The 21,220-nt window shown below is 67.0% G+C and carries 20 protein-coding genes and 1 tRNA gene; 9 read left to right on the plus strand and 12 right to left on the minus strand.

The features are described from left to right. Window positions 1–7: 7 nt before the first annotated feature. The 5 genes from Q9Q95_RS06205 to Q9Q95_RS06225 all read right to left on the minus strand — a co-directional run bounded on the left by Q9Q95_RS06205 (window position 8) and on the right by Q9Q95_RS06225 (window position 6,448). Window positions 8–1,156, minus strand: coding sequence for a serine hydrolase (locus Q9Q95_RS06205; protein WP_306094980.1), 1,149 nt, complete (start codon window positions 1,154–1,156; stop codon window positions 8–10). Then, window positions 1,156–2,394: a cyclopropane-fatty-acyl-phospholipid synthase family protein gene (locus Q9Q95_RS06210; RefSeq protein WP_306094982.1), complete on the minus strand. Its 1,239-nt coding sequence runs from the start codon at window positions 2,392–2,394 to the stop codon at window positions 1,156–1,158. The genes Q9Q95_RS06205 and Q9Q95_RS06210 overlap by 1 nt, the downstream gene beginning before the upstream one ends. Window positions 2,395–2,436: 42 nt before the next feature. After that, window positions 2,437–3,471 carry a 2-oxoacid:ferredoxin oxidoreductase subunit beta gene (locus tag Q9Q95_RS06215; RefSeq protein WP_306094984.1) on the minus strand — a complete coding sequence of 345 codons (1,035 nt, stop codon included), beginning with the start codon at window positions 3,469–3,471 and terminating at the stop codon, window positions 2,437–2,439. A gap of 41 nt (window positions 3,472–3,512) precedes the next feature. After that, window positions 3,513–5,456 (minus strand): 2-oxoacid:acceptor oxidoreductase subunit alpha, encoded by a 1,944-nt coding sequence (locus Q9Q95_RS06220; RefSeq protein ID WP_306094986.1) that lies wholly within the window; start codon window positions 5,454–5,456, stop codon window positions 3,513–3,515. Window positions 5,457–5,539: 83 nt separating this feature from the next. Continuing rightward, window positions 5,540–6,448: a histone deacetylase gene (locus tag Q9Q95_RS06225; RefSeq protein WP_306094988.1), complete on the minus strand. Its 909-nt coding sequence runs from the start codon at window positions 6,446–6,448 to the stop codon at window positions 5,540–5,542. A 439-nt stretch (window positions 6,449–6,887) separates the two neighbouring features. Between Q9Q95_RS06225 and Q9Q95_RS06235 the strand changes: the two genes are divergently transcribed. From Q9Q95_RS06235 to Q9Q95_RS06265, 7 genes are all read left to right on the plus strand, one after another. Further along, the gene (locus tag Q9Q95_RS06235; RefSeq protein ID WP_306094990.1) at window positions 6,888–7,382 is read left to right on the plus strand and encodes an RNA pyrophosphohydrolase; all 495 of its coding nucleotides are present in this window, start codon (window positions 6,888–6,890) and stop codon (window positions 7,380–7,382) included. 59 nt (window positions 7,383–7,441) lie between these two features. After that, complete coding sequence (locus Q9Q95_RS06240) at window positions 7,442–8,335, plus strand: YdiY family protein (RefSeq protein WP_306094993.1); 894 nt, start codon at window positions 7,442–7,444, stop codon at window positions 8,333–8,335. Window positions 8,336–8,418: 83 nt separating this feature from the next. Next, window positions 8,419–9,627: a hydrolase gene (locus Q9Q95_RS06245; protein ID WP_306094995.1), complete on the plus strand. Its 1,209-nt coding sequence runs from the start codon at window positions 8,419–8,421 to the stop codon at window positions 9,625–9,627. Continuing rightward, a complete protein-coding gene (locus Q9Q95_RS06250) occupies window positions 9,624–10,634 on the plus strand; it encodes an arginine N-succinyltransferase (protein ID WP_306094997.1) in 1,011 nt (336 codons plus the stop codon). The genes Q9Q95_RS06245 and Q9Q95_RS06250 overlap by 4 nt, the downstream gene beginning before the upstream one ends. Beyond that, the gene (locus tag Q9Q95_RS06255) at window positions 10,621–11,892 is read left to right on the plus strand and encodes an N-succinylarginine dihydrolase (protein ID WP_306094999.1); all 1,272 of its coding nucleotides are present in this window, start codon (window positions 10,621–10,623) and stop codon (window positions 11,890–11,892) included. The genes Q9Q95_RS06250 and Q9Q95_RS06255 overlap by 14 nt, the downstream gene beginning before the upstream one ends. A 65-nt stretch (window positions 11,893–11,957) precedes the next feature. Further along, a complete protein-coding gene (locus tag Q9Q95_RS06260) occupies window positions 11,958–12,170 on the plus strand; it encodes a hypothetical protein (protein ID WP_306095002.1) in 213 nt (70 codons plus the stop codon). A gap of 90 nt (window positions 12,171–12,260) precedes the next feature. Further along, the gene (locus tag Q9Q95_RS06265) at window positions 12,261–13,829 is read left to right on the plus strand and encodes a pectate lyase (protein ID WP_306095004.1); all 1,569 of its coding nucleotides are present in this window, start codon (window positions 12,261–12,263) and stop codon (window positions 13,827–13,829) included. Between the two features lie 40 nt (window positions 13,830–13,869). Here the strand turns inward: Q9Q95_RS06265 and Q9Q95_RS06270 are convergent, their stop codons facing one another. Both Q9Q95_RS06270 and Q9Q95_RS06275 read right to left on the minus strand, forming a co-directional pair. Then, window positions 13,870–14,625, minus strand: a complete 756-nt coding sequence (locus tag Q9Q95_RS06270; protein ID WP_306095006.1) for a DUF72 domain-containing protein — start codon at window positions 14,623–14,625, stop codon at window positions 13,870–13,872. A 90-nt stretch (window positions 14,626–14,715) separates the two neighbouring features. Further along, window positions 14,716–14,792 (minus strand) — tRNA-Arg (locus tag Q9Q95_RS06275). An 84-nt stretch (window positions 14,793–14,876) separates the two neighbouring features. Here Q9Q95_RS06275 and Q9Q95_RS06280 point away from each other — a divergent pair. Further along, entirely contained in the window at window positions 14,877–15,380 is a 504-nt protein-coding gene (locus Q9Q95_RS06280; RefSeq protein WP_306095008.1) for a hypothetical protein, read from the plus strand. On the opposite strand, the gene Q9Q95_RS06285 is transcribed toward Q9Q95_RS06280, so the two are convergent. From Q9Q95_RS06285 to hemB, 5 genes are read right to left on the minus strand one after another with little or no spacing between them, the layout of a single operon-like run. After that, on the minus strand, window positions 15,377–17,620 hold the full coding sequence (locus Q9Q95_RS06285) for a fused MFS/spermidine synthase (protein WP_306095009.1): 2,244 nt from the start codon (window positions 17,618–17,620) through the stop codon (window positions 15,377–15,379). The two genes, Q9Q95_RS06280 and Q9Q95_RS06285, sit on opposite strands and share 4 nt — an antisense overlap. A gap of 26 nt (window positions 17,621–17,646) precedes the next feature. Then, window positions 17,647–18,201, minus strand: coding sequence for a GNAT family N-acetyltransferase (locus tag Q9Q95_RS06290; protein ID WP_306095011.1), 555 nt, complete (start codon window positions 18,199–18,201; stop codon window positions 17,647–17,649). Continuing rightward, a complete protein-coding gene (locus Q9Q95_RS06295) occupies window positions 18,198–18,734 on the minus strand; it encodes a GNAT family N-acetyltransferase (protein WP_306095014.1) in 537 nt (178 codons plus the stop codon). Before Q9Q95_RS06295 ends, Q9Q95_RS06290 begins: the two co-directional genes overlap by 4 nt. Next, the gene (locus Q9Q95_RS06300; RefSeq protein WP_306095016.1) at window positions 18,731–19,261 is read right to left on the minus strand and encodes a GNAT family N-acetyltransferase; all 531 of its coding nucleotides are present in this window, start codon (window positions 19,259–19,261) and stop codon (window positions 18,731–18,733) included. Before Q9Q95_RS06300 ends, Q9Q95_RS06295 begins: the two co-directional genes overlap by 4 nt. Continuing rightward, window positions 19,258–20,244 (minus strand): porphobilinogen synthase, encoded by a 987-nt coding sequence (hemB, locus tag Q9Q95_RS06305; RefSeq protein WP_306095017.1) that lies wholly within the window; start codon window positions 20,242–20,244, stop codon window positions 19,258–19,260. Before hemB ends, Q9Q95_RS06300 begins: the two co-directional genes overlap by 4 nt. A 67-nt stretch (window positions 20,245–20,311) precedes the next feature. Here hemB and Q9Q95_RS06310 point away from each other — a divergent pair, with 67 nt between their 5' ends. Further along, complete coding sequence (locus Q9Q95_RS06310; protein WP_306095019.1) at window positions 20,312–21,193, plus strand: diacylglycerol kinase family protein; 882 nt, start codon at window positions 20,312–20,314, stop codon at window positions 21,191–21,193. Window positions 21,194–21,220: the final 27 nt, after the last annotated feature.

The following is a 21,220-nucleotide window of genomic DNA, read 5'->3' on the forward strand; positions in this document are numbered from 1 at the left end:
GCCGGAGCTACGGAGCGGTCGCCGCGAACAATTTGTCGAGAAACGCCGTTCGCGCGACACCGTAATCCCGGTCGCTGGCCTTGTCCGCCGCGGCCGAGACCGCAATCACCGTCCGCGTCTTCGGATCGACGCGGATCGTCTGTCCGAAAATCCCCTGCGCGCCGAACCGGCTCTCGGGATAGGTCCACCATTGATAGCCATAGCCGCGGCCCGGCACGCCGATATCGGCATGCGCACGCGTCGATTCGGCGAACCAGTTCGCGGGGACCACGCCTTTGCCGCCCTCGAGCGCGAGCTGGCCCATCCGGGCATAGTCGCGCAGGCTCACCGACAGACAGCAGCCGCTGACTTCGTGCCCCGACGGGTCGACCATCCAGAAGCCGTCCTGCTCCATGCCATAGGGCCGCCAGACCTTCTCGCTCAGATACTCGGCGAGCGGCTTCTTCGTCGCGCGCATCACCAGCACGCCGATCAGATTGGTCTCGCCGGTCTTGTAGACCCATTTGCTCCCCGGCGCGGTCTCGCGCGGGAGCTTCTTCATGTAATAGACGGTGGGGTCCTCGCCCGCCGGAACCGCTTCGAGGAACATCCGCGCGACGTCGGATTTCGCGTCGGTATAATCCTCGTTCCACCGCACGCCCGACGTCATGGTGAGCAATTGCGCGATGGTGACGCCGTCATAGCCGCTCCCCGCCAGTTCGGGGATGTACCTGGTCACCGGCTCGTCCACCGACTTGATATAGCCGTCCTTGATCGCCGCGCCGACGAGAGTCGAGGTGAACGACTTGGCGACCGAGAAGCTGGTCCATCGCCCTTCCCGGCCATAGCCGCGGGCATAACGTTCGAGCCGGATCTTGCCGTCCTGCAGGACGATCAGCCCCGAGATGTTCTGGCTGGCGATGAACGCGTCGATCTCGGCGTCGGGCACCGCGAGCGGTTTGCCCGCCGGCAGCATGCGGACCTTGCCGCGGGCCTTGACGACATGGCCGGGGAAGATCTTCTCCATATGGGGGAAATTGGCGTCGCGTTGCGCCTGGCTCCAGAACAGCACCTCGGCACCGACTTTCCGGAGCCCACTGGTATCCTGTGCCGCCGCCGGCCCCATCGCGACCGATGCGAGCGCCAGCGCGCCCGCGAGCATCCATCCCTTGGCCATCACCCCTCCTTCACCAAAGTCGCCTGCACGACGTCGATGCCGCCGCCCCGGAAGCCGCCTTCGCAATATTTCAGATAATAGCGCCAGAGCGCGAGGAAGCGCGCATCGAATTGCGGCGGCAGTGCCTTGGCCGCGACCGCAGCATCGAAATTCTCGCGCCAGCGCCGGAGCGTTTCGGCATAATCGAGCCCGAACCGGGCCTCGTCGCGCCATTCGAGGCCGTTGCTGGCGGCAAGACGCCGGAATTCGCTCGCGCGGATCAGCAGCCCGCCGGGGAAGATGTAGCGCTGGATGAAATCGACATTGTTGGCATAGCCTTCGAACAGCGCGTCGTCGAAAGTGATGATCTGCAGCGCCGCGCGACCGCCGGGCTTGAGTACCCGGGAAACCGCCGCGAGATAGGCCGGCCAATATTGCCGGCCCACCGCCTCAGCCATCTCGATGCTGACGACCGCGTCATAATGGCCGGTGACGTCGCGATAATCGGTGAGCGCGAAGCTGGCGCCGTCGATCCCCGCGGTGCGCGCCTCGGCCCACGCCTTTTGCTCGGTCGACAAGGTGATGCCGTGGACCCGCCGCCCTGCCCGCGCCGCCAACTCGGCGAACGAACCCCAGCCGCAGCCGATCTCGAGGATCGCCTCGCCCGGCGCGGTGCGGGTGCGGTCGAGCATCGCCCGCAGCTTCGCCTGTTGCGCCGCCTCGAGCGACTGGCCGGGATCGGCGAAGCACGCGCTCGAATAGGTCATGCTCCGGTCGAGCCAGGGACGGTAGAAGTCGTTGCCGAGATCATAGTGGAACTCGATGTTCCGACGCGAGCCGCCGCGATGGTTGCGCCGCAGCCAATGCCAGACGCGTTTGGCGAGCAGCCACGGCCCGGTCGCACGGGCAGGCTGGGCAAGCCCGGCGCGATTGCGGCTGAACAGGGCGAAGAGCTGGACCGCATCGGGGCTCGCCCACTCCCCCGCCGCCCACGCATCGTACCAGCCGCTCGATCCCTCGAGCCCCAGTCGCAGCAAGGCGCGCCAGCTGCGCAGGTCGACCACCGCGGCGGGGCCATCCGCGCGTCCGCCGAGCAATCGCGCACGGCCGTCGGGCAACAGCAATTCGAGGCTGCCCTCGGCGATGCCGCGATCCAGCCGGTCGAGCTGGCGATCGAACAGGCGCGCGATCAACCCCGGCGGGCCGCCCCTGCGGTTCGCTTGCCCGGTTTGACTGTTTCTCCGCGTCGGCGCGTTCATCGCCCTTACATGCACGCGACGTGCCCCGGAGCAAGTGCCTTCTCAGATCGTATGCGGCGCCTTGTCGACCATCCAGGTCTGGCCCTTGGCGACGAGCTTCTGGAGATCGGGCTTCTTGCCCTCGGCCGCCGCCTTGTTCTGCGCAACGACTGCGCTTTCGAAGGTCGGTGCGGGATCGTCGTAGAGCACCCCGAGCGCCATCGGGAACGGCCCGAACGGCATCTCGACCAGCATATGGGCGATCGCTCGGTTGGTGACGTTGTGGACGATCACCCCCGCCGCTTCCCAGTCGCCCTCCGTCACATCGACCACCTCGAGCGTCAGCCGTTCGAGATCGAGCGCGAGCCCCTTCGCGCCCCCGGCGAACAGCAACGGCTTGCCATGTTCGCACCAGAGCTGGTTCCCCGCCGCATTGGGCTTGGCGGTGAAGGGCTCGAAGACGTCGTCATTATAGACGATGCAGTTCTGGAAGATCTCGATGAACGCGGCGCCCTGATGCGCGTGCGCCGCCTTCAGGACCGAAGGCAGATTCTTGTTCACGTCGATCCCGCGCGCGACGAAGCGCGCACCGCTGCCGAGCGCGAAGGCGCAAGGCTTGGCGGGATGATCGACCGAGCCGAACGGCGTCGAAGGGCTGCGGGTGCCCTCGCGCGAGGTCGGCGAATATTGGCCCTTGGTGAGGCCGTAGATCTCGTTGTTGAACAGCAGGATCTGGCAGTTCAGATTCCGTCTGAGCAAGTGCATCGTATGGTTGCCGCCGATCGACAGCGCGTCGCCGTCGCCGGTGATGATCCATACGTCGAGCTCGGGATTGGCGAGCTTGACCCCCGTCGCCACCGCCGGCGCGCGGCCATGGATGGTGTGGAAGCCATAGGTTTCCATGTAATAGGGAAAGCGCGACGAGCAGCCGATCCCGCTGACGAACACGGTGTTCTCCGGCGTCGCGCCGATCTCGGGCATGGTGCGCTGCACTGCCTTGAGGATGGCATAGTCGCCGCAGCCGGGGCACCAGCGCACCTCCTGGTCGGTCTCCCAGTCCTTGGGCGTGCTTGGGCGAATCGTCGTGATCTCGTTCATCGTTCTTCGTCCTTCATCCCCTCCCCCGGCGGAGAGGGAGATCATGGATTCACTGCCTCCGGGCTCGGAAGCTGCGTGTCGTCGGGTCCCAGTTCCTCGGCGCGGTCGCTGCCCAGATGGCGATCGATCGCGCCTTCGATCTCGGCGATGGTGAAGGGCTGGCCCGACACCTTGTTGAGCGGCACTGCGTTGACGAGATACTGGTCGCGCAGCAATGTCTTGAGCTGGCCTGTGTTCATTTCCGGCACGAGGATATGCTCGTAACTCACGAGCAAATCGCCCAGATTCTTCGGCAACGGCCAGATGTGGCGGATATGGACATGGCTGACGTCACGCCCCTTGGCGCGTGCGCGGCGGACCGCGCTGGCGATCGGGCCAAAGGTCGATCCCCAGCCGACCACGACGAGCTTGCCGCCCGCCTGGCCCTGTTCGACCTGCTGGTCCGGCACATCGATCCCGAGGACCTTGTCGCGGCGGATGTCGGTCATCGCCTGGTGGTTGCCGGGCGAATAATCGATGTTGCCCGTGCCCAGCGCCTTCTCGATCCCGCCGATGCGATGGAGCAGCCCCGGCGTGCCCGGCTTGACCCAGGGCCGCTTCAGCTTCTCGTCGCGGGCATAAGGGAGGAACTTCTCGCCCTCGGCCGGAACTTCGGTGTGGAAGGTCACCGGGAACGGCGCGTAGCTGCGCATATCGGGCACTTTCCACGGCTCGGCGGCATTGGCGATATAGCCGTCGGTGAGAATCATCACCGGGGTCATGTACTGCGTGGCGATCCGCACCGCCTCGATCGCGACGTCGAAGCAATCTGCGGCCGAGCGCGACGCGAGCACCGGCATCGGCGCGTCGCCGTTGCGGCCGTACACCGCCTGATAGAGGTCCGATTGCTCGGTCTTGGTGGGAAGCCCCGTCGACGGGCCGCCGCGCTGCGAATTGACGATCACCAGCGGCAGTTCGGTCATGATCGCAAGGCCCATCGCCTCGCCCTTCAGCGCGATGCCGGGCCCCGAGGAAGACGTCACCCCCAGCGAGCCGGCATAGGACGCGCCGAGCGCCGAGGCGATCGCGGCGATCTCGTCCTCGGCCTGGAAAGTGGTGACGCCATATTCCTTGTAGCGCGCGAGGCTGTGGAGGATCGCCGAGGCCGGCGTGATCGGATAGCCGCCGAAGAACATCGGCAGCCCGGCGAGCTGCGCCCCGACGACGAGCCCCATCGAGATCGAATCGGCGCCGGTGACGGTGCGGTAGAGCCCCGGCTCGGACGGCGCCGCGGCGACCTGACGCTGGGCGATCCCCATCGCGCCGAGCTCGGCGGTCTCGCCATAGGCATGGCCCGCGTTGAGCGCGGCGATATTGGCTTCGGCGAGATTGGGCGCCTTGGCGAACTTGGTGCGCAGCCATTCGATCAGCGGGCCGCGGTCGCGATCGAACATCCAGAGCGCCAGCCCCAATGTCCACATGTTCTTGCAGCGCAGCGCTTCCTTGTTGCCCAGCCCGAACGGCTTGACCGCCTCGACGGTCAGCGCCGAGATGTCGAGCTTGAGCAATTGCCACTTGTCGAGACTGCCGTCGTCGAGCGGATTGGCGGCATATTTGGCCTTGTCGAGGTTGCGCTGGCCGAACTCGCCCGCGTCGGCGATGATCAGCCCGCCGGGCTTGAGCGCCTCGACATTGGTCTTGAGCGCCGCAGGGTTCATCGCGACGAGCACGTCGGGCTGATCGCCCGCAGTGTCGATCCGCGCCGAGCCGAAATTGATCTGGAAGGCCGAGACTCCGAACAAGGTGCCTTGCGGCGCGCGGATCTCGGCGGGAAAATCGGGGAAAGTGGCGAGATCATTGCCCGCCAGCGCAGTCGACAAAGTGAATTGCCCGCCGGTCAACTGCATGCCGTCGCCGGAGTCGCCGGCAAAGCGGACGACGATCGCTTCGGAGACGGGATGCGCCGACGCTTCCTCGGGCGTAAGTTGATGCGCGGCGGTTGCCATCGTCGATCCTGGCTCCTGCGGTTTGTCTATCCTTGTGAGTGCTCTACGCCTCACATGCGCTACGCCCAAGCCAGAAAATGCCGTCAGGCCCGCAACGCCTGCTTTGCCACCGCCGATCCCAGCGCGAAAATCGAGGCGACATGACGGCGCGAAACCTCGAGCGCGTCGAGCCCGTAGCCGCCGCCGAGTGCGCTGGCGAAAGCGAGTCCGCCGCCGGCGAAGCTCTGTGCGATCCAGCGATCGCGGTCGATCAGCCCCTGATAGCTCAGCCCCAGCCGGCCGAGCCGGTCGCCCGCGAGCGGGTCCACGCCGGCCTGATAGAGGATCAGATCGGGCGCGAAATCGTCGAGCAAGGGGAGCAAGGTCGCGGCGAGGGTCGCGAGATACTCCGCATCGCCGGTGCCGTCGGCGAGCGGTACGTCGAGCGTCGAGCGCGCCTTGCGCACCGGGAAGTTCTTCTCGGCATGGATCGAATAGGTCGCGATGTCCGGGCGTCCGGCGGTCAGCGCCGCGGTGCCGTCGCCCTGATGGACGTCGCAATCGACGATCAGGATACGCCGCCCTTCGTCGGCGAGCCGTACCGCGGCCAGCGCGAGATCGTTGAACACGCAGAATCCCGCTCCGGTATCGGCGAGCGCATGGTGGCTCCCGCCGGCAGTGTTGGCGGCATAGCCATGGGTAAGCGCGAGCTGCGCCGCCAGCCAGGTGCCGCCGGGAACCATCTGCGCGCGAAGCGCAACTTCGGGGGTTACCGGAAAGCCGATTCGGCGCTCCTTGTGCAGCGGCACCCGCGCCGCGATCACTTCCGCGACATAATCGGGATCGTGCACCGCCTCGAGCCATGCGCGCGGCATCGGCTCGGGCGCGTGCCATGCGAAGGCGTCGCCCTCGGCACGCAGCAGATCGCGCACCAGTCCGTTCTTGTTCCACTGATACGGGCTGCGCGCCGGGGCAGGCGCGACATAAGCGGGATGGTGGACGATGTGGATCATGGCCAGCCTCTCCCTAACCCTTGTCGTCATCCCGGCGAAAGCCGGGATCTCATGCGAGTTGCCCGGCGGCAGCGGTACATCATAGCCTTGCATTCCGGCGTCTGCCGGAACGACGGAGCGGATATGGGCGGGTGGACCTATATCATGACCGACAAGCCACTCGGCGTGCTCTATACCGGCGTGTGTGCGCTGCTTGGCCAACTCGCGAAGGCACAGGCTCCCGCTTCTGCGCGAAATATAAGTGCACCCTGCTCGTGCTCGCCGAATGGCATCACCGGATCGAGGATGCCGTTTTCCGCGAGAAGCGGCTCAAGCAGTGGTAGCGTCCGTGGAAGATCGATCTGGTCGAGCAATCGAATCCCGAGTGGCGCGATCTGTTCGATCTGATAAGCGACTGACCGCATGAGATCCCGGCATTCGCGGGGATGACGGATTGGACATGACCGACACCACCTCCCTTCCCTATCGCCCTTGCGCCGGCGTGATGCTCGTCAATCGCGAAGGCCGCGTGTTCGTCGGGCAAAGGCTCGATTCGACGCTCGAGGCCTGGCAGATGCCGCAGGGCGGGATCGATCCGGGCGAGGACGCGCTCGAGGCGGCGTGGCGCGAATTGCGGGAGGAGACCGGAGTCGCGCGCGAACATGCCGAATTGGTCGCCACCGCCCCCGACGAGCTGACCTACGACCTACCCGACGATCTGATCGGCAAGGTGTGGCACGGCAAATGGCGCGGCCAGCGCCAGCTTTGGTTCCTGTTCCGCTTCCTCGGCGAGGATCATGACGTCGACATCGCCACCGCCGAGCCGGAGTTCCGCGCATGGCGCTGGGCCGAGCCCGCCGAGCTCCCCGACATCATCGTGCCGTTCAAGCGCGACCTGTATCGCCAGCTTGTCGATATTTTCGCCGATCCCCTCGACTCGCTTCGTCGGGCGTAACGATCGGCTCGTCGCGGGCCGCCCTTTTGGTGCCCTATTAATATGACTAGAGAGCGGCGATGCGTGCCCTGCTCCTCGTCCTGCCGCTGCTGTTGGCCAACACCGCAGCCGAAGATCCCGAGATCCCGTCGACGATCAAGTCGATGCTCGACGCCGCGATCGCATCGGGCAGCGAGGGCGACGTCGCGGTCATCGTCAAATATGCCAAGGCCGCCGATCCGGCCAGCGCCGACCTCGTCGTCAAGATCGCCAGCGATTGGCGCAACGACCGGCTGGCGAAGGCCAACCGCAGGATCCGCGAGGCCGATTTCTTCGATCTGGTGAAGGGCCGCGCCGAACTGGGCGGCTATGTCAGCACCGGCAATACCGAGAATGTCGGGCTCACCGCGGGAATCGAGGTCAAGCGCGAGGCGCTCGAATGGCGCCACAAGCTGCGGCTCCAGGCCGATTATCAGGAGAGCCTGAGCGTCGTCACCCGCGAGCGCTATCTCGCCGCCTACGAGCCCAACTGGAAGTTCGACGATCGCGCCTACATGTATGGCGCCGCGCAATATGAGAGCGACCGCTTCTCGGGCTTCTACGATCGCGTCTCGCTTTCTTCCGGCGCGGGCTACAGCGCGATCAGGTCGCCGGCGGTGAAGCTCGATGTCGAGCTCGGACCGGCCTATCGATTGACCCGGTTCATCGATGCGACGAAGGAGAGCAATCTCGCTGCGCGCGGCAGCGTCGATTTCGGCTGGAAGCTGTCGCCGACCATCTCGGTGACCCAGAACGCCTCGGCCTATCTGCAGGATGCCAACAGCACCGTGTCGAGCCGATCGGCCTTGCTCGCGAAGCTGTTTGGGCCGTTTTCGGCGCAATTCTCGTACACGCTCCAATATGAAAGCACGCCGCCGATCGGCCGCCAGACCACCGACACTACCAGCCGCGCGGCACTGGTCGTCGATTTCTGACGGCGCGGAGCCATGCCCTCGCTGCATGACGTCGCAGCACGCGCCGGGATGACGGCAATATTATTTCGCGCTACCAGCCGTGCATGAGCGGGCTTTCCAGTATCGAGCAGGCAGCGATCGAACAGGTGACGCATGCGCCGATGCTCGCGCGCACCGAGGCGTGGACCGCGATCAACAGCGGCACGCGTAACCTCGTCGGGCTCGCAAGCGTCGCCGACGCGCTTGCCGAGGCCTTTTCGGCACTCCCCGGGCATCTCGCGCTCATCGATCCCGCGCCGGTCGAAAGCGTCACCCTCGACGGGCGGGTCGAGGAGATAGCGCACGGTCGCCATCTCCATCTCGCGGTGCGGCCCGAAGCGCCGGTGCAGATGCTGCTGACCGGTCATATGGACACGGTGTTCGGCGCTGAGCACCCTTTCCAGGTGGGACGCTGGCGCGACGACGGCGCGTTCAACGCTCCCGGCGCCGCCGACATGAAGGGCGGCCTCGCGCTGATGCTCGCCGCGCTCGAGGCCGTCGAGGCCAGCCCGCTCGCCGGGCGGCTCGGCTATGAGGTGGTGATCAATTCCGACGAGGAAACCGGCTCCTTCGCCTCGCGCGGACTGATCGAGGGCGCCGCGCGCGGCAAGGTGGCGGCGCTCACCTATGAACCGGCCCTCCCCGACGGCACCCTCGCCGGCGCGCGCGGCGGCACCGGCAATTTCTCGCTGATCGTCCATGGCCGCAGCGCGCATGCCGGGCGCAATCCCGAAGAGGGCCGCAACGCCCTGGTCGCGGCGGCGGCGCTGGCGGTGCAGCTGGCCGAGGCGAAGGCGCCGGGCCTCGCCGTCAATCCCGCACGGATCGACGGCGGCGGTCCCAACAATGTCGTCCCCGATCTCGCGATCCTGCGCGTCAATTTCCGCCCGCGCGACGAATGGAGCATTTCGCTCGCCAAGGCCGCGATCGAGAAGGCGGCCAATGACGTCATGGCGTCGCACGACGTTCGCGTCGAAGTGCATGGCAGCTTCAATCGCCCGCCCAAACCGCTCGACCCGGGTGCCGAACGCCTGTTCGAACTTGTCCGCGAAGCGGGGGCCGACCTCGGCATTCCGGTCGCCTGGAAAGCGACTCGCGGGGTGTGCGACGGCAACAACATCGCCGCGTGCGGCATCCCCGTGGTCGACACGATGGGCGCGCGCGGCGGATCCATTCATTCAGCGGAGGAATTTCTGATCCCCGAAAGCTTGCCCGAACGCGCCGCCCTCTCGGCGCTGACCATCCTGCGCATCGCCGAGCGAGGCCGGCCATGACCTTCCGGATCCGCGCCGCGCGCGACGAGGATCTCCAGCCGCTCTACGAGATGGCCAAGCTCACCGGGGGCGGCTTCACCAATCTGCCGCCCGAGAAGGACGCGCTGCGTGCAAAGCTGGTGCGCAGTCACGCCGCCTTCGCGCGCAGTGAGGACGGGCTGTTCGACGATCTGTTCGTGCTGGTGCTCGAAAATGTCGAGACGGGCGAAGTCCGCGGCACTTGCCAGATATTCACTCATGTCGGCCAGCACTGGCCCTTCTACAGCTACCGGCTGGGTACGGTGACCAAGCACAGCCAGGAACTGAACCGGACTTTTCGCGCCGAAATCCTGAGCTTGGTCAACGATCTTGAGGGTTCGAGTGAAGTCGGCGGGCTGTTCCTCCACCCCGGCGAGCGCGCCGGCGGGCTCGGCATGCTGCTCGCGCGCAGCCGCTATCTGTTCATCGCCCGGCACCGGGCACGCTTCGCCGAGCGCATCCTCGCCGAGTTGCGCGGGGTGATCGACGAAGCCGGCGGTTCGCCCTTCTGGGACGGCGTCGCCGGGCGCTTCTTCGGGATGAATTTCCAGCAGGCCGATGAATTCAACGCCACCCATGGCAACCAGTTCATCGCCGATCTGATGCCCAAGCACCCGATCTATACGGCGATGCTCCAGGAGAGCGCGCGCTCGGTGATCGGCCTGCCCCATCCCTCGGGCCGCGCCGCGATGCGGATGCTCGAGAGCGAAGGTTTCGCGTTCGAGAATTATGTCGACATCTTCGACGGCGGCCCGACGATGACCGCGCGCACCGACCATGTCCGCACGATCCGCGAGGCGAAGACCGCGACGGTGACCGCGATCGCCGATGGCGGCGCTCCGGCCATGCTCGCGACCGGGCGGCTCGCCGATTTCCAGGTGGCCTATGGCCGGATCGAGACGCGCGACGGCGGCGTCGCGATCGACAGCAGCTGTGCGCACGCGCTCGGCGTCGCGGCCGGCGACGAGGTGCTCCATGTCGCGCGGTGACGGGCGGCTCGTGGAGATCAACTTCGACGGCGTCATCGGGCCGAGTCACAATTATGCCGGTCTCAGCCCCGGCAACCTCGCCGCGACGCGCAATCGCGGTCTCACCGCACACCCCCGCGCGGCTGCGCTCCAGGGCGTGGCCAAGATGCGCGCCAATCTGGAGCTCGGGCTGACGCAGGGCATCCTCCTGCCCCACGCACGCCCCGACCATCGCTGGCTGGACGGCCTCGCCACCGATTATGCCGCAGCGCCCGGCCATTTGCAGGCGCAGGCCCTGTCCGCTTCGGCGATGTGGGCCGCCAACGCGGCGACGGTGTCCCCCGGCCCCGACACCAGCGATGGCCGCTGCCATCTCACCGTCGCCAATCTCGCCACGCTCGCGCATCGTAGCCATGAATGGCCCGAGACATTGGCGCAGCTTCGCCTCGCCTTCGCCGACCCGGCCTTCGCAGTCCACGCCGCCGTTCCCGCGCCGTTCGGCGACGAGGGCGCGGCCAATCACATGCGGCTGGCTACGGCGCACCATGCCACGGGGGTGGAGATCTTCGTCTATGGCAAGCCCGGCGGGCGCTTCCCCGCCCGCCAGCACCCCGACGCCAGCGCCGCGATCGCGCGACGTCATGGCCTCGATCCGGCGCGAACCCTGTTCGTCCAGCAGTCCGACGAGGCGATCGCCGCCGGGGCCTTCCACAACGACGTGGTCGCAGTGGCCAATGGCCGGGTGCTGTTCGCACACGAACAGGCCTTTGCCGACAAGGATCGCTTCTACGACGATCTCCGCGCCGCTTTTCCCGAAGTCGAGATCGTCGAAGTGTCCGCCGATCGGGTGAGCCTCGACGACGCCATCGCCTCTTATCTGTTCAACGCGCAATTGGTGACCCTGCCCTCGGGCGAGACCGCGCTGATTGTTCCCGAGGAGGCGCGCGAGACGCCGGCGGTCTGGGCGTGGCTCGAGGCGCACGTCGCCGGCAACGGGCCGATCCGGCACGTCGAGGTCGTCGACGTCCGCCAGTCGATGGCCAATGGCGGAGGCCCGGCCTGCCTGCGGCTGCGCGTGGTCGCCGATCCGGCGACGGTCGATCCCCGTTTCCTCGTCGACGCGGCCCGGCTCGAGCTGATCGCCCGGGTGATCGAAACGCATTGGCCCGAGGCGATCGCGGCGGACCGCATCGGCGATCCGGCGCTGATCGCGCAGATCGAGGCGGCGCGGCGCGCGCTGCTGGAGGCGCTCGGAACTGTCGAGTTAATTGACAGGTAACCATCTTCGCGGACTCAGAAATGGCGGATTTCCGCACATGGCCCGACGCTTGCTTGGGCTTCGGCATGTTCAGCCGAGTCCGCCGCCTCTTCACGATCAAGACCAAGTTCGAGGCCTATCTGGTCATCTATGGTCTCGGCACGGGTGCAGTGGAGCGCGGGATGCACTATCTCGATCGCTTCCCCGGCTGGGGTGGCAAGGCCCTGTTCCTGCTCTGCCCGATCGCCGTGTTCATGGCGGGCGCCAAGATCCTCGACACTTTCGACGTTCCGCAATGATTCCGCACATCGGCGGCAATAGCTGCTACCGGTGTCATCGCTGCTTTGCTAAGCCTCTGCCATAACAGAATGGGTGAGGAGTCGGGCGCTATGCGAGCATTGCTGTTGGGATGGGCTCTGGCGGCGAGCATCGTCGCCCCGGCAATTGCCGCCCCCGACAAGGCCGAAGTCGCCGCAACGATGAAGCGCGCGACGCGCTTCATGGTCGAGAAGGTCGCCACCCATGGCGGCTATGTCTGGTCCTATCTGCCCGACATGTCGCGCCGCTGGGGCGAGATGGAAGCCTTTCCGACGATGATCTGGGTCCAGCCTCCGGGCACCGCGACGATGGGACATCTCTATCTCGACGCATATCACGCCACCGACGACGCTTATTATTACGAAGCCGCCGAGCAGGCCGCCAATGCGCTGATCGCGATCCAGCAGGACAATGGCGGCTGGCATTATTTCGGCGATTTCGGCGGTGCGCCGTCGACGAAGCGCTGGTACGACACGATCGGCAAGAATGCGTGGCGGCTCGAGGAATTCCAGCATCACTGGGGCAACGCCACGTTCGACGACGCCGGCACCTCCGAATCGATGCAGTTCCTGCTGCGCCTCTATGTCGAGAAGCATGATCCGAAATATCTTCCGGCGCTGACCAGGGCGCTCGACTTCGTGCTCGACAGCCAATATCCGATCGGCGGCTGGCCTCAGCGCTTTCCGCTCAAGAGCGACTTCAGCCATCACGGCAAGCCCGATTACACCAGCTTCATCACGTTCAACGACGATGTCGCCGGCGAGAATATCCAGTTCCTGCTCTATGCGTATCAGGCGCTGGGCGGCGATGCGCGCGTCCGTGACGCCATCGTCCGCGCGATGAACGTTTATCTCGTCACCCAGCAGGCGAAGCCGCAGGCCGGCTGGGGGCTGCAATATACCCTCGACCTCAAGCCGGTCGGCGCGCGCACCTACGAACCGACCGCGCTCGTCACCCACACCACCGCCGCCAACATCCGCCAGCTGTTCCGCTTCTACCGCCTGACCGGCGACAAGAAGTTCCTCGCCCGCATCCCCGATGCGCTCGACTGGCTCGAATCGGTCAGATTGCCCGCCGACCAGGTCAGGAATGGCCGCGCCTTCCCCACCTTCGTCGAGATCGGCACCAATCGTGCGCTTTACGTCCATCGCCGCGGCTCGAACGTGGTCAATGGCGAATATTATGCCGATTACGACCCCGCCGACACGATCACGCATTACAGCTCGACCCGCGCGGTCGATCTTGCCGGGCTGCGCCGCGAATATGCCATGCTGGTCGCCTCGGATCCGGCCGAGGTCACCAGGGACTCGCCGCTGCGGACCGCCCAGCCCCTTCCGCGCTATTTCCTCGTCGAGGAGGCTGCGACGTCGGATCTCAACACCGCGAGCGGCAAGCGCTCGCCCGAGACGCTGGTCAAGTCGCTCAACGCCGCAGGCTGGTGGCCGACCGAACTCAAGGCGACGAGCAACCCCTATGCCGGCGACGGTGCCGCCACCCCCGCAGCGGGCGACTTCAGCCGCACCAAGGTCGGCGACGCGACCGACACCTCGCCCTATGAGACCGATCATCCCGTGGTCGGGATCTCGACCGGCACCTATATCGAGAACATGAAGGTGCTGATCGGCACGCTACGCCGATAGCCGCTTCTCCCGTGCTCCTGCGAAAGCAGGAGCCCCGGGGTTATTCGCCGTTTCGCTCGTGGCTCTGGGCTCCTTCCGCAGGAGCACCAGGGAGTTCCAGATCCAGCGCATTACCCAGCGCCGCACCCGAGGCGGTGTTGTCGAAGATCGTCCACACCTCGCCTTGCGCCGCCCAGTCGGCGATGCGGGCTGCGAGCGCGTCGAGCGCCGCCGGTGCGTATGCCGACCAATAGACCCGCGGCGTGCCGTGGAGCCGGATATAAGTCAGCCCGCGCCATCCGCCCGGCTCGCGCGCCGCCTCGGGCACCGGGGGATCGGCGAGCACCCGGGCGATCCCGCGGCCGTCGAGCATCGCGTCGACCTCGGGCACATACCAACTCGCATGCCGCGGCTCGATCACTATCTGGCCGCCGAGCAGCCGATCGACCGAATCGAAGAAGCGCCCGGCTATGTCGCCGGGAAATGCGAAACTCGGCGGCAGCTGGACCAGCAGCGGCCCGCGCTTGTCGCCCAATCCGGCCACTTCCCCGGCAAAGGTCGCGATCAGAGCGTCGCATTCCACGAGCCTCGCCTGATGGGTGATCGTCCTCGGCAGCTTGACTGCGAACCGAAAATTCTCGGGAACCGCCGCTGCCCAGCGGGCCCAGGTCGACGGCCGGTGCGAACGATAGAAGCTGGTGTTGATCTCGACGGCGTTCAGCCGCTGCGCATAACGCTGGAGGTGGGTTCCTCCGCCGGGCACGCGGTCGGCGAAGGCCCGCGGGATCGACCAGCCGGCGGTGCCGATCCTGCGCACCCTGTCCGTCGGGGTTCGGGTCAGCGTCGGAATGCCGCATCTCCCGGAAACACAAACCCCCGCCAAGTCGCTGACTTTGGCGGGGGATGTTGGCGCGCCCGGAACGATTCGAACGTCCGACCCTCAGATTCGTAGTCTGATGCTCTATCCAGCTGAGCTACGGGCGCGCATTGGAGTGGCGCTGATAGAAGCGACTTTCGGGGAACGCAACCCCGTTGCGCGAGGTTTTCCACAAGCTTAAGCACCCGGCCATGCGCAGCCCCCTTTTCCTCGCCCTTCCCGCCCTCGCCTTCGGCCTTGCGGGCTGCACCCAGAGCCCCGACGCCTATCCGTCGCTGCTGCCGCGCCCGATCGAGAAGCAGAGCCTCGCCGAGCCCGAACGCCCCGCGGCGGTCGCGACGCCCGATGCCGCGCTCGACGCCCGAATCGCCGCGGTGAACGCCACGCTCCAGTCGGCCAATCAACGTTTCGCCGCCGCGGCGCAGGAGGCCGAAGCGAAGATCGCGGTCGCGCGGGGCGTTCCCGAGGGTTCGGATGCGTGGCTGGATGCGCAGACCGCGCTCAGCACGCTCGAATCGCTGCGGGCGCCGGTGCTCGCCGCGCTCGCCGAGATCGAGGCCATGGCGAGCGAACGCGGTCAGGCGGGCAAGCCCGCTTATCCCGCGCTCGATTCCGCAGTTGCGGCCGCCGACGCCATGGCGACCGCGCAGGGCGACAGGATCGGTGCGCTCGAAGCGGCGCTCGCCGGCGCCTAATCGTCCGCCAGCGATGGGTTGAACGCGCGCATCACCGGCACCACCGACGCATAATCGTCGGTCCAGGGCGTGAAGCCGGGCTTCTGCGTCAGCTTCTGCCAGCGCGGATCGCCGCTGGTCAGGCGCGCCAGCGTCTTCGGGTCGCGTGACAGCGCGATCCAGTCCGAAATGCTCGCCTCGTCGCGTTCCTCGAGCGCGGAGGGGTAATAGACCAGCCGGGCCGCGTGCCACCCGCCCTGTCCCGCCGCGCCGGCGACGACCGGCGCCAGCGCGAGGAAGCGGTTCGAGATATGGACGAGCAGCAGCCCGTCGGGCGCGAGCACCTTGGCATAGGTGCCGAACGCTTCGGTGGTCATCAGATGCATGGGCACCGCATCCGAGGAAAAGGCGTCGAGCGCGAGCAGGTCGAGGCTGGCCGGTGCCGCCTCGTCGAGACGCAACCGGGCATCGCCGATCGCGATCTGCGCCTGCGGCACGCATTGGCGGAGGAAGGTGAACCGCCCCGAATCGCGCGCGATCGTCACCACTTCGGGATCGATCTCGAAGAAACGCCATTGCTGGCCCGGCGCCGCGTAGCAAGCGAGCGTCCCCGTCCCGAGCCCGACCACGCCGATCCGCGCGGCGGGTCCGTACAGCGCAGGCACGGCCTGCATCGCGCGGCCCACGCCCGAGCCCGGAACATAATAAGTGGTGGGGAGCCGCGAGCGCGCGTCCTTGAGCTGGATGCCGTGCAGCGTGGTGCCATGCGCCAGCCGCCGCTCGTCGGGCAGATCCGCCACCGTGTACACGCCGAAATAGCTGCGCGTCCGATCGCCGCTCAACGAGATCTCGATCGCGCGATAGCCGCCGAACAGGAACAGCCCGCCGGCCAGCGCGACGAGATACGGGATGCGCGCGCCGGTCGCGATCAGCCCGATAGTAGCGACGGCGAGAAAGGCGATCTGCTCGTGCATCGCGCCGAGCACGCCGCCCGGATTGAGGATGCCGAGCCAGACGAAGGTCGCCACCAGCAAAGCCGCCGCGAGGAACTTGATCCGGCGCAATTGCCCCTCGCCGCGCCACAGCCGGCCGATCGCGGGGAACAGGAAGCTCTGCGGCATCAGCACGCCCGCGGCGAGGATCAGCAGCGGATATTCATAGGTCCAGTCGAAAAGCACCGGCGCGACCAGTCCTGCGAACACCCCGCCCAGCGCGCCGCCGACCGACATTGCGAGGTAGAAGCCGGTCAACCGGTCGGGCGCTGGCCGCAATCGGTACATGCAGGAATGCAGCGCCACCGCGACGACGAACAACAGGATCAATCCGATCAGCGCGTTCAGATAAGCGAGCTTCTGATGCCCCGCGATCAGCGTCGCGCCGAACAGCAGCAGGATCAGCGGGGCGACTCGCGCGAGCAGATCGGGGATCGTGTCGCCCTCGCGAAACGCCACCGAAAAGCTCAGCAGATACAGGCCGAGCGGCAACACCCACAGCATCGGCATCGCGACGATGTCGGTGGTGAGGAAGGTGGTGGTCGCCAGCATCAGCCCCGAAGGGACGAAGGCGAGCACGATCCAGTGAAGCACCCGCCGCACGCCCGGCGCCGGGCTGTGATGCGCGACATGCGGTTCCTCGGGGGCCTTGCGCGGCAACAGGGTGGCGCAACCGGCGACGAGCACGAAGACCAGCCCATAGCCGATCGACCACAGCCAGCTCTGCCCCTTGAGCGCGAGCCCCGGCTCGACGATCAGCGGATAGGCGATCAGCCCGCCGAAGCTGCCCACGTTCGACGCGGCATAGAGCGCATAGGGATCGCGTCCGCCGCTGGCGACGCTGTACCAGCGCTGGAGCAAGGGCGCCTGTGCCGAGATCGCGAAGAACAGCGGCCCGATCGAGGCGCCGAACAGCCACGGCACCCATAATGCCGGCTCGGCATCGGCGGGCAAATCCATTCTGAACAGTCCGATCGGCAGCCACCACAAGGCTGCGACCGCGAGCACCGCGAGGTGGATACCCGCCTGCATCCGCACCGGCACCCGCCCCAGCCAATGCGCATAGGCATAGCCGCCGAGCAAAAGCGCCTGATAGACCAGCATCGCGCTGTTCCAAACCGCCGGCGCGCCGCCGAGCCGCGGCAGCGCCATCCGTGCGACCATCGGCTGGACGAGGAAGAGCAGGAAGGATCCGGTCAGGATCGCGACGACGAACAGCCAGCGGGATCGCGTTTGCGGCGCCGTCGCCTGCTGTATCCCGTCCACCATGCACGCTTTCCCTTTCACCGGACGGTCTAGCCGCGTCCGATTGCGCCCGGCTTAACCGCGGGGCGCGCGATGCGATAGGTGACATGCGGCCGGAGCCGTTCGATCGCCCTGGGATGATCGAAATCGTCCTCGGGCGCGCGCACCATGCCCAGCCGTTCCATCAATCCCCAGCTACGGACATTGTCGACGCTGGTGATCGCGGCGATCCGTGGCGCCTCCAGATTGGCCCAGCCCCAGTCGAGGCTCGCCTGCGCCGCCTCGCGGGCATAGCCGTGCCCCCAATATTCGTGCGCCAGCCGCCAGCCGATCTCGATCTCGCCATGGATCGGCGTCTCCTCGGCGCCGGGCTTGAGCCCGCAAAAGCCGAGAAAGGCGCCGTCGGATCGCCGCTCGATCGCCCAGAAAGTGAAACCCTCTGCATCGAGGATATGCTGGAGCCGATCGATCAGCGCATCGCTCTCGTCGCGCCACAGCAACGGGCCGAGCGTCGCCATCACCCGCTCGTCCTGCCCCATTGCGTGGAACGGCGCGCGGTCGGAATCGCGCCAGCCGCGCAAGATCAGGCGTTGGGTCTCGATCATGCAGGGCGGTCGATCGCATAGACGATCATCGCGCCGAACGGGTCGGCAGCCGGATAATCGGGATGGCGAAAGTCGAGCTCGGTGCGCCGGCGCATTCCCAGCCGCTCCATCAGGCCCCAGGAACGAATATTGCCGATCACCGTCCATGCCGCGATGCGCGAACGATCGGTGTTGGCCCAGCCCCAGGAAAGGCTCGCCTCGGCGGCCTCGCGCGCGACCCCCTGTCCCCAATGCGCTTCGCCGATCCGCCAGCCCACCTCGAGTTCCTCGGGCACCGGCGTCCCCGGATGCCCGCCGATCCGCAATCCGCATATTCCGACCAGTTCGCCGGACGCGCGTAGTTCGACCGCCCACATACAATGTCCGAAGCGGGCCTGTTGCTCGATCTGCCGGTCGATGATCGCGTCGTGCTTCGCTTGCGGCGCCGGGCCGCCGAAATGCGCCGTCATCGCCGGCGTGTTGACGAGCGCGTGGAATGCAGGCTTGTCGGCCTCGCGCCACTGCCGCAGCGACAGACGTCCGGTCTCGATCATTCCGGCCGGTCGATCGCGAAGGTGACGGTGGGACGCAGCACATGGCCTTCGGGAAAGCTCGCGCTCAGATAGTCGCCCTCGGCGAGCCGGACCATGCCCAGCTTCGCCATCAGGGCCTGGCTCTTGTGGTTCACCGCGGAAGTGATTGCATAGATCCGGTCCTCGGCGATCTGCCCCCATGCCCTCGCCAACACCGCGTGCATCGCCTCGTGGGCATAGCCGTGGCGCCACCATGGCAAGTCGATGATCCAGCCCGCCTCGATCGCGCCGACGATCGGTGCGTGCGGCTCGCCGCGCTTGAGCCCGCAAAACCCGACCACCGCATTGTCCTCGCGCCGCTCGACGACGAGAAAGCCCAGCCCCTCGCCGCGCAGCCGGTCGTGCTTGGCGATCACCGCATCGGCCGCGGCTTCGTCCATCCCCGGAAAAAGCTGCGCCATCACCTGCTGGTTGGTGAACATGCCCACCAATGCGTCGCGGTCGCGCGGCTCGGGGACGCGCAGGATCAGGCGTTCGGTCTCGATCACGCGCCCAGCAGCCGCGCGGCGAGCGGCGCGTGATAGGTCAGCACGCCCGAGCAGCCCGCGCGTTTGAACGCCATCAGCGTCTCGAGCACCAGCGCCTCGCGGTCCCCCGCGCCGGCCGCGGCAGCTGCCTCGATCATCGCATATTCCCCTGAGACCTGATACGCGAACACAGGCACTTCGAACGCATTCTTCACACGCGTTATGATGTCGAGATAGGGCAGCCCGGGCTTGACCATCACGCTGTCGGCGCCCTCGGCGAGGTCGAGCGCGACTTCGCGCAATGCCTCTTCGGCATTGGCCGGGTCCATCTGATAGGTCTTCTTGTCGCCCTTGAGCAGCCCGCGGCTGCCGACCGCGTCGCGGAACGGGCCATAAAAGGCGCTGGCATATTTGGCGGCATAGGCCATGATCTGGACATTGACATGGCCGTTGGCCTCGAGCGCGGATCGGATCAGCCCGACCCGGCCGTCCATCATGTCCGAAGGCGCGACGATGTCCGCCCCCGCCTCTGCCTGGACGAGCGCCTGGTCGGTGAGCAACGCCGCGGTCTCGTCGTTGCGGACATAGCCGGCGGCGTCGACGAGGCCGTCATGGCCATGGCTGGTATAGGGATCGAGCGCGACGTCGGTGAGCACGCCGATCTCGGGAACGGCATCCTTGATCGCCCGGATCGCGCGGCACATCAGATTGTCGGGATTGAGCGCCTCGCGCCCGTCGTCGCTGCGCAGCCCCGCCGGGGTGTTGGGGAACAATGCGACGCACGGAATGCCCAGCGCCGCCGCTTCCTTCGCCCGCTCGGCAATCGCCTTGACCGACCAGCGCGACACGCCGGGCAGCGACGCGATCGGCTCCTCGGCATCGCCCTGGCAAACGAACAGGGGCCAGATCAGGTCGGCCGGGGTGAGCACGGTCTCGGCGTGCATCCGCCGGCTCCAGCCGGCGGCACGCGTGCGACGAAGGCGAAGCGCAGGATACTGACTCATCGCGCCCGTTTGGGGGATCGCGGAAGGCGGCGCAAGCGTTACACCCCTGAAACGTATCAGGACGCCCATGCCCAAATTCGCTTCCGCCGCCATGATCGTCAATGCAAAGTCGCGGCGCGGACAGGATCTGTTCGAACAGGCGTGCAAGCATCTGGACGGCCTGCCGTTCCGCGTCGACGCCCATGCCGTCGAGGATCCCGCCCGGCTCGAGCCGACGCTCAAGCGCGTGCTCGCCGCGAGGCCCGAACTCGTCATTCTCGGCGGCGGCGACGGGACGATCAGCGGGCTGGTCGATTTCATCAAGGGCACCGGTGCGGCGATCGCGGTGCTGCCGCTCGGCACCGCCAACAGCTTCGCGCGCTCGCTCGGCATCCCGCTCGACATCGCCGGCGCGATCGACGTGATCGCCCGGGGCGAATTGCGCCGGATCGATCTCGGGATGATCGACGGCGATTATTTCGCCAATTGCGCGGCGATCGGCCTGTCGCCGCAGATCGCCGAGAATGTCCCCGCGGGACTCAAGCGCTGGTTCGGCCGCGCCGGCTATCTCGCCTGGGCGGCGTATGAATTCACCCGTTTCCATCCCTTCACCCTGATCGTCGGCGAAGGGCCCGAGGCGCAGCGGCTGCGCGTCGTCGAGGTGCGGATCGCCAATGGCCGCTTCCACGGCGGCACCGAGTTGATCGACGCGGCGCAAGTCGACAGCGGCGAGATCGTCGTCCAGGCGGTGCAGGGCCATGCCCGCCGCCGGCTGCTGCGCAACTGGGTCAACGGCGTCCTGCGCCGCGCCGCCCGCCACGAGGACACGATCGACTTCACCGGCAAATCGCTGCGCATCGCCACCGATCCGCCCTTGCCGATCTCGATCGACGGCGAGGTCCTCGCGCATACCCCGGTCACCGCGCGCATCGCTGCCGGCGTGATCGACGTCATGGTGCCACGAAGCTGATTGCCATCCCGGCGAACGCCGGGATCT

It is taken from the genome of Sphingomonas sp. DG1-23 (assembly GCF_030730875.1).
Lineage (GTDB): Bacteria > Pseudomonadota > Alphaproteobacteria > Sphingomonadales > Sphingomonadaceae > Sphingomonas.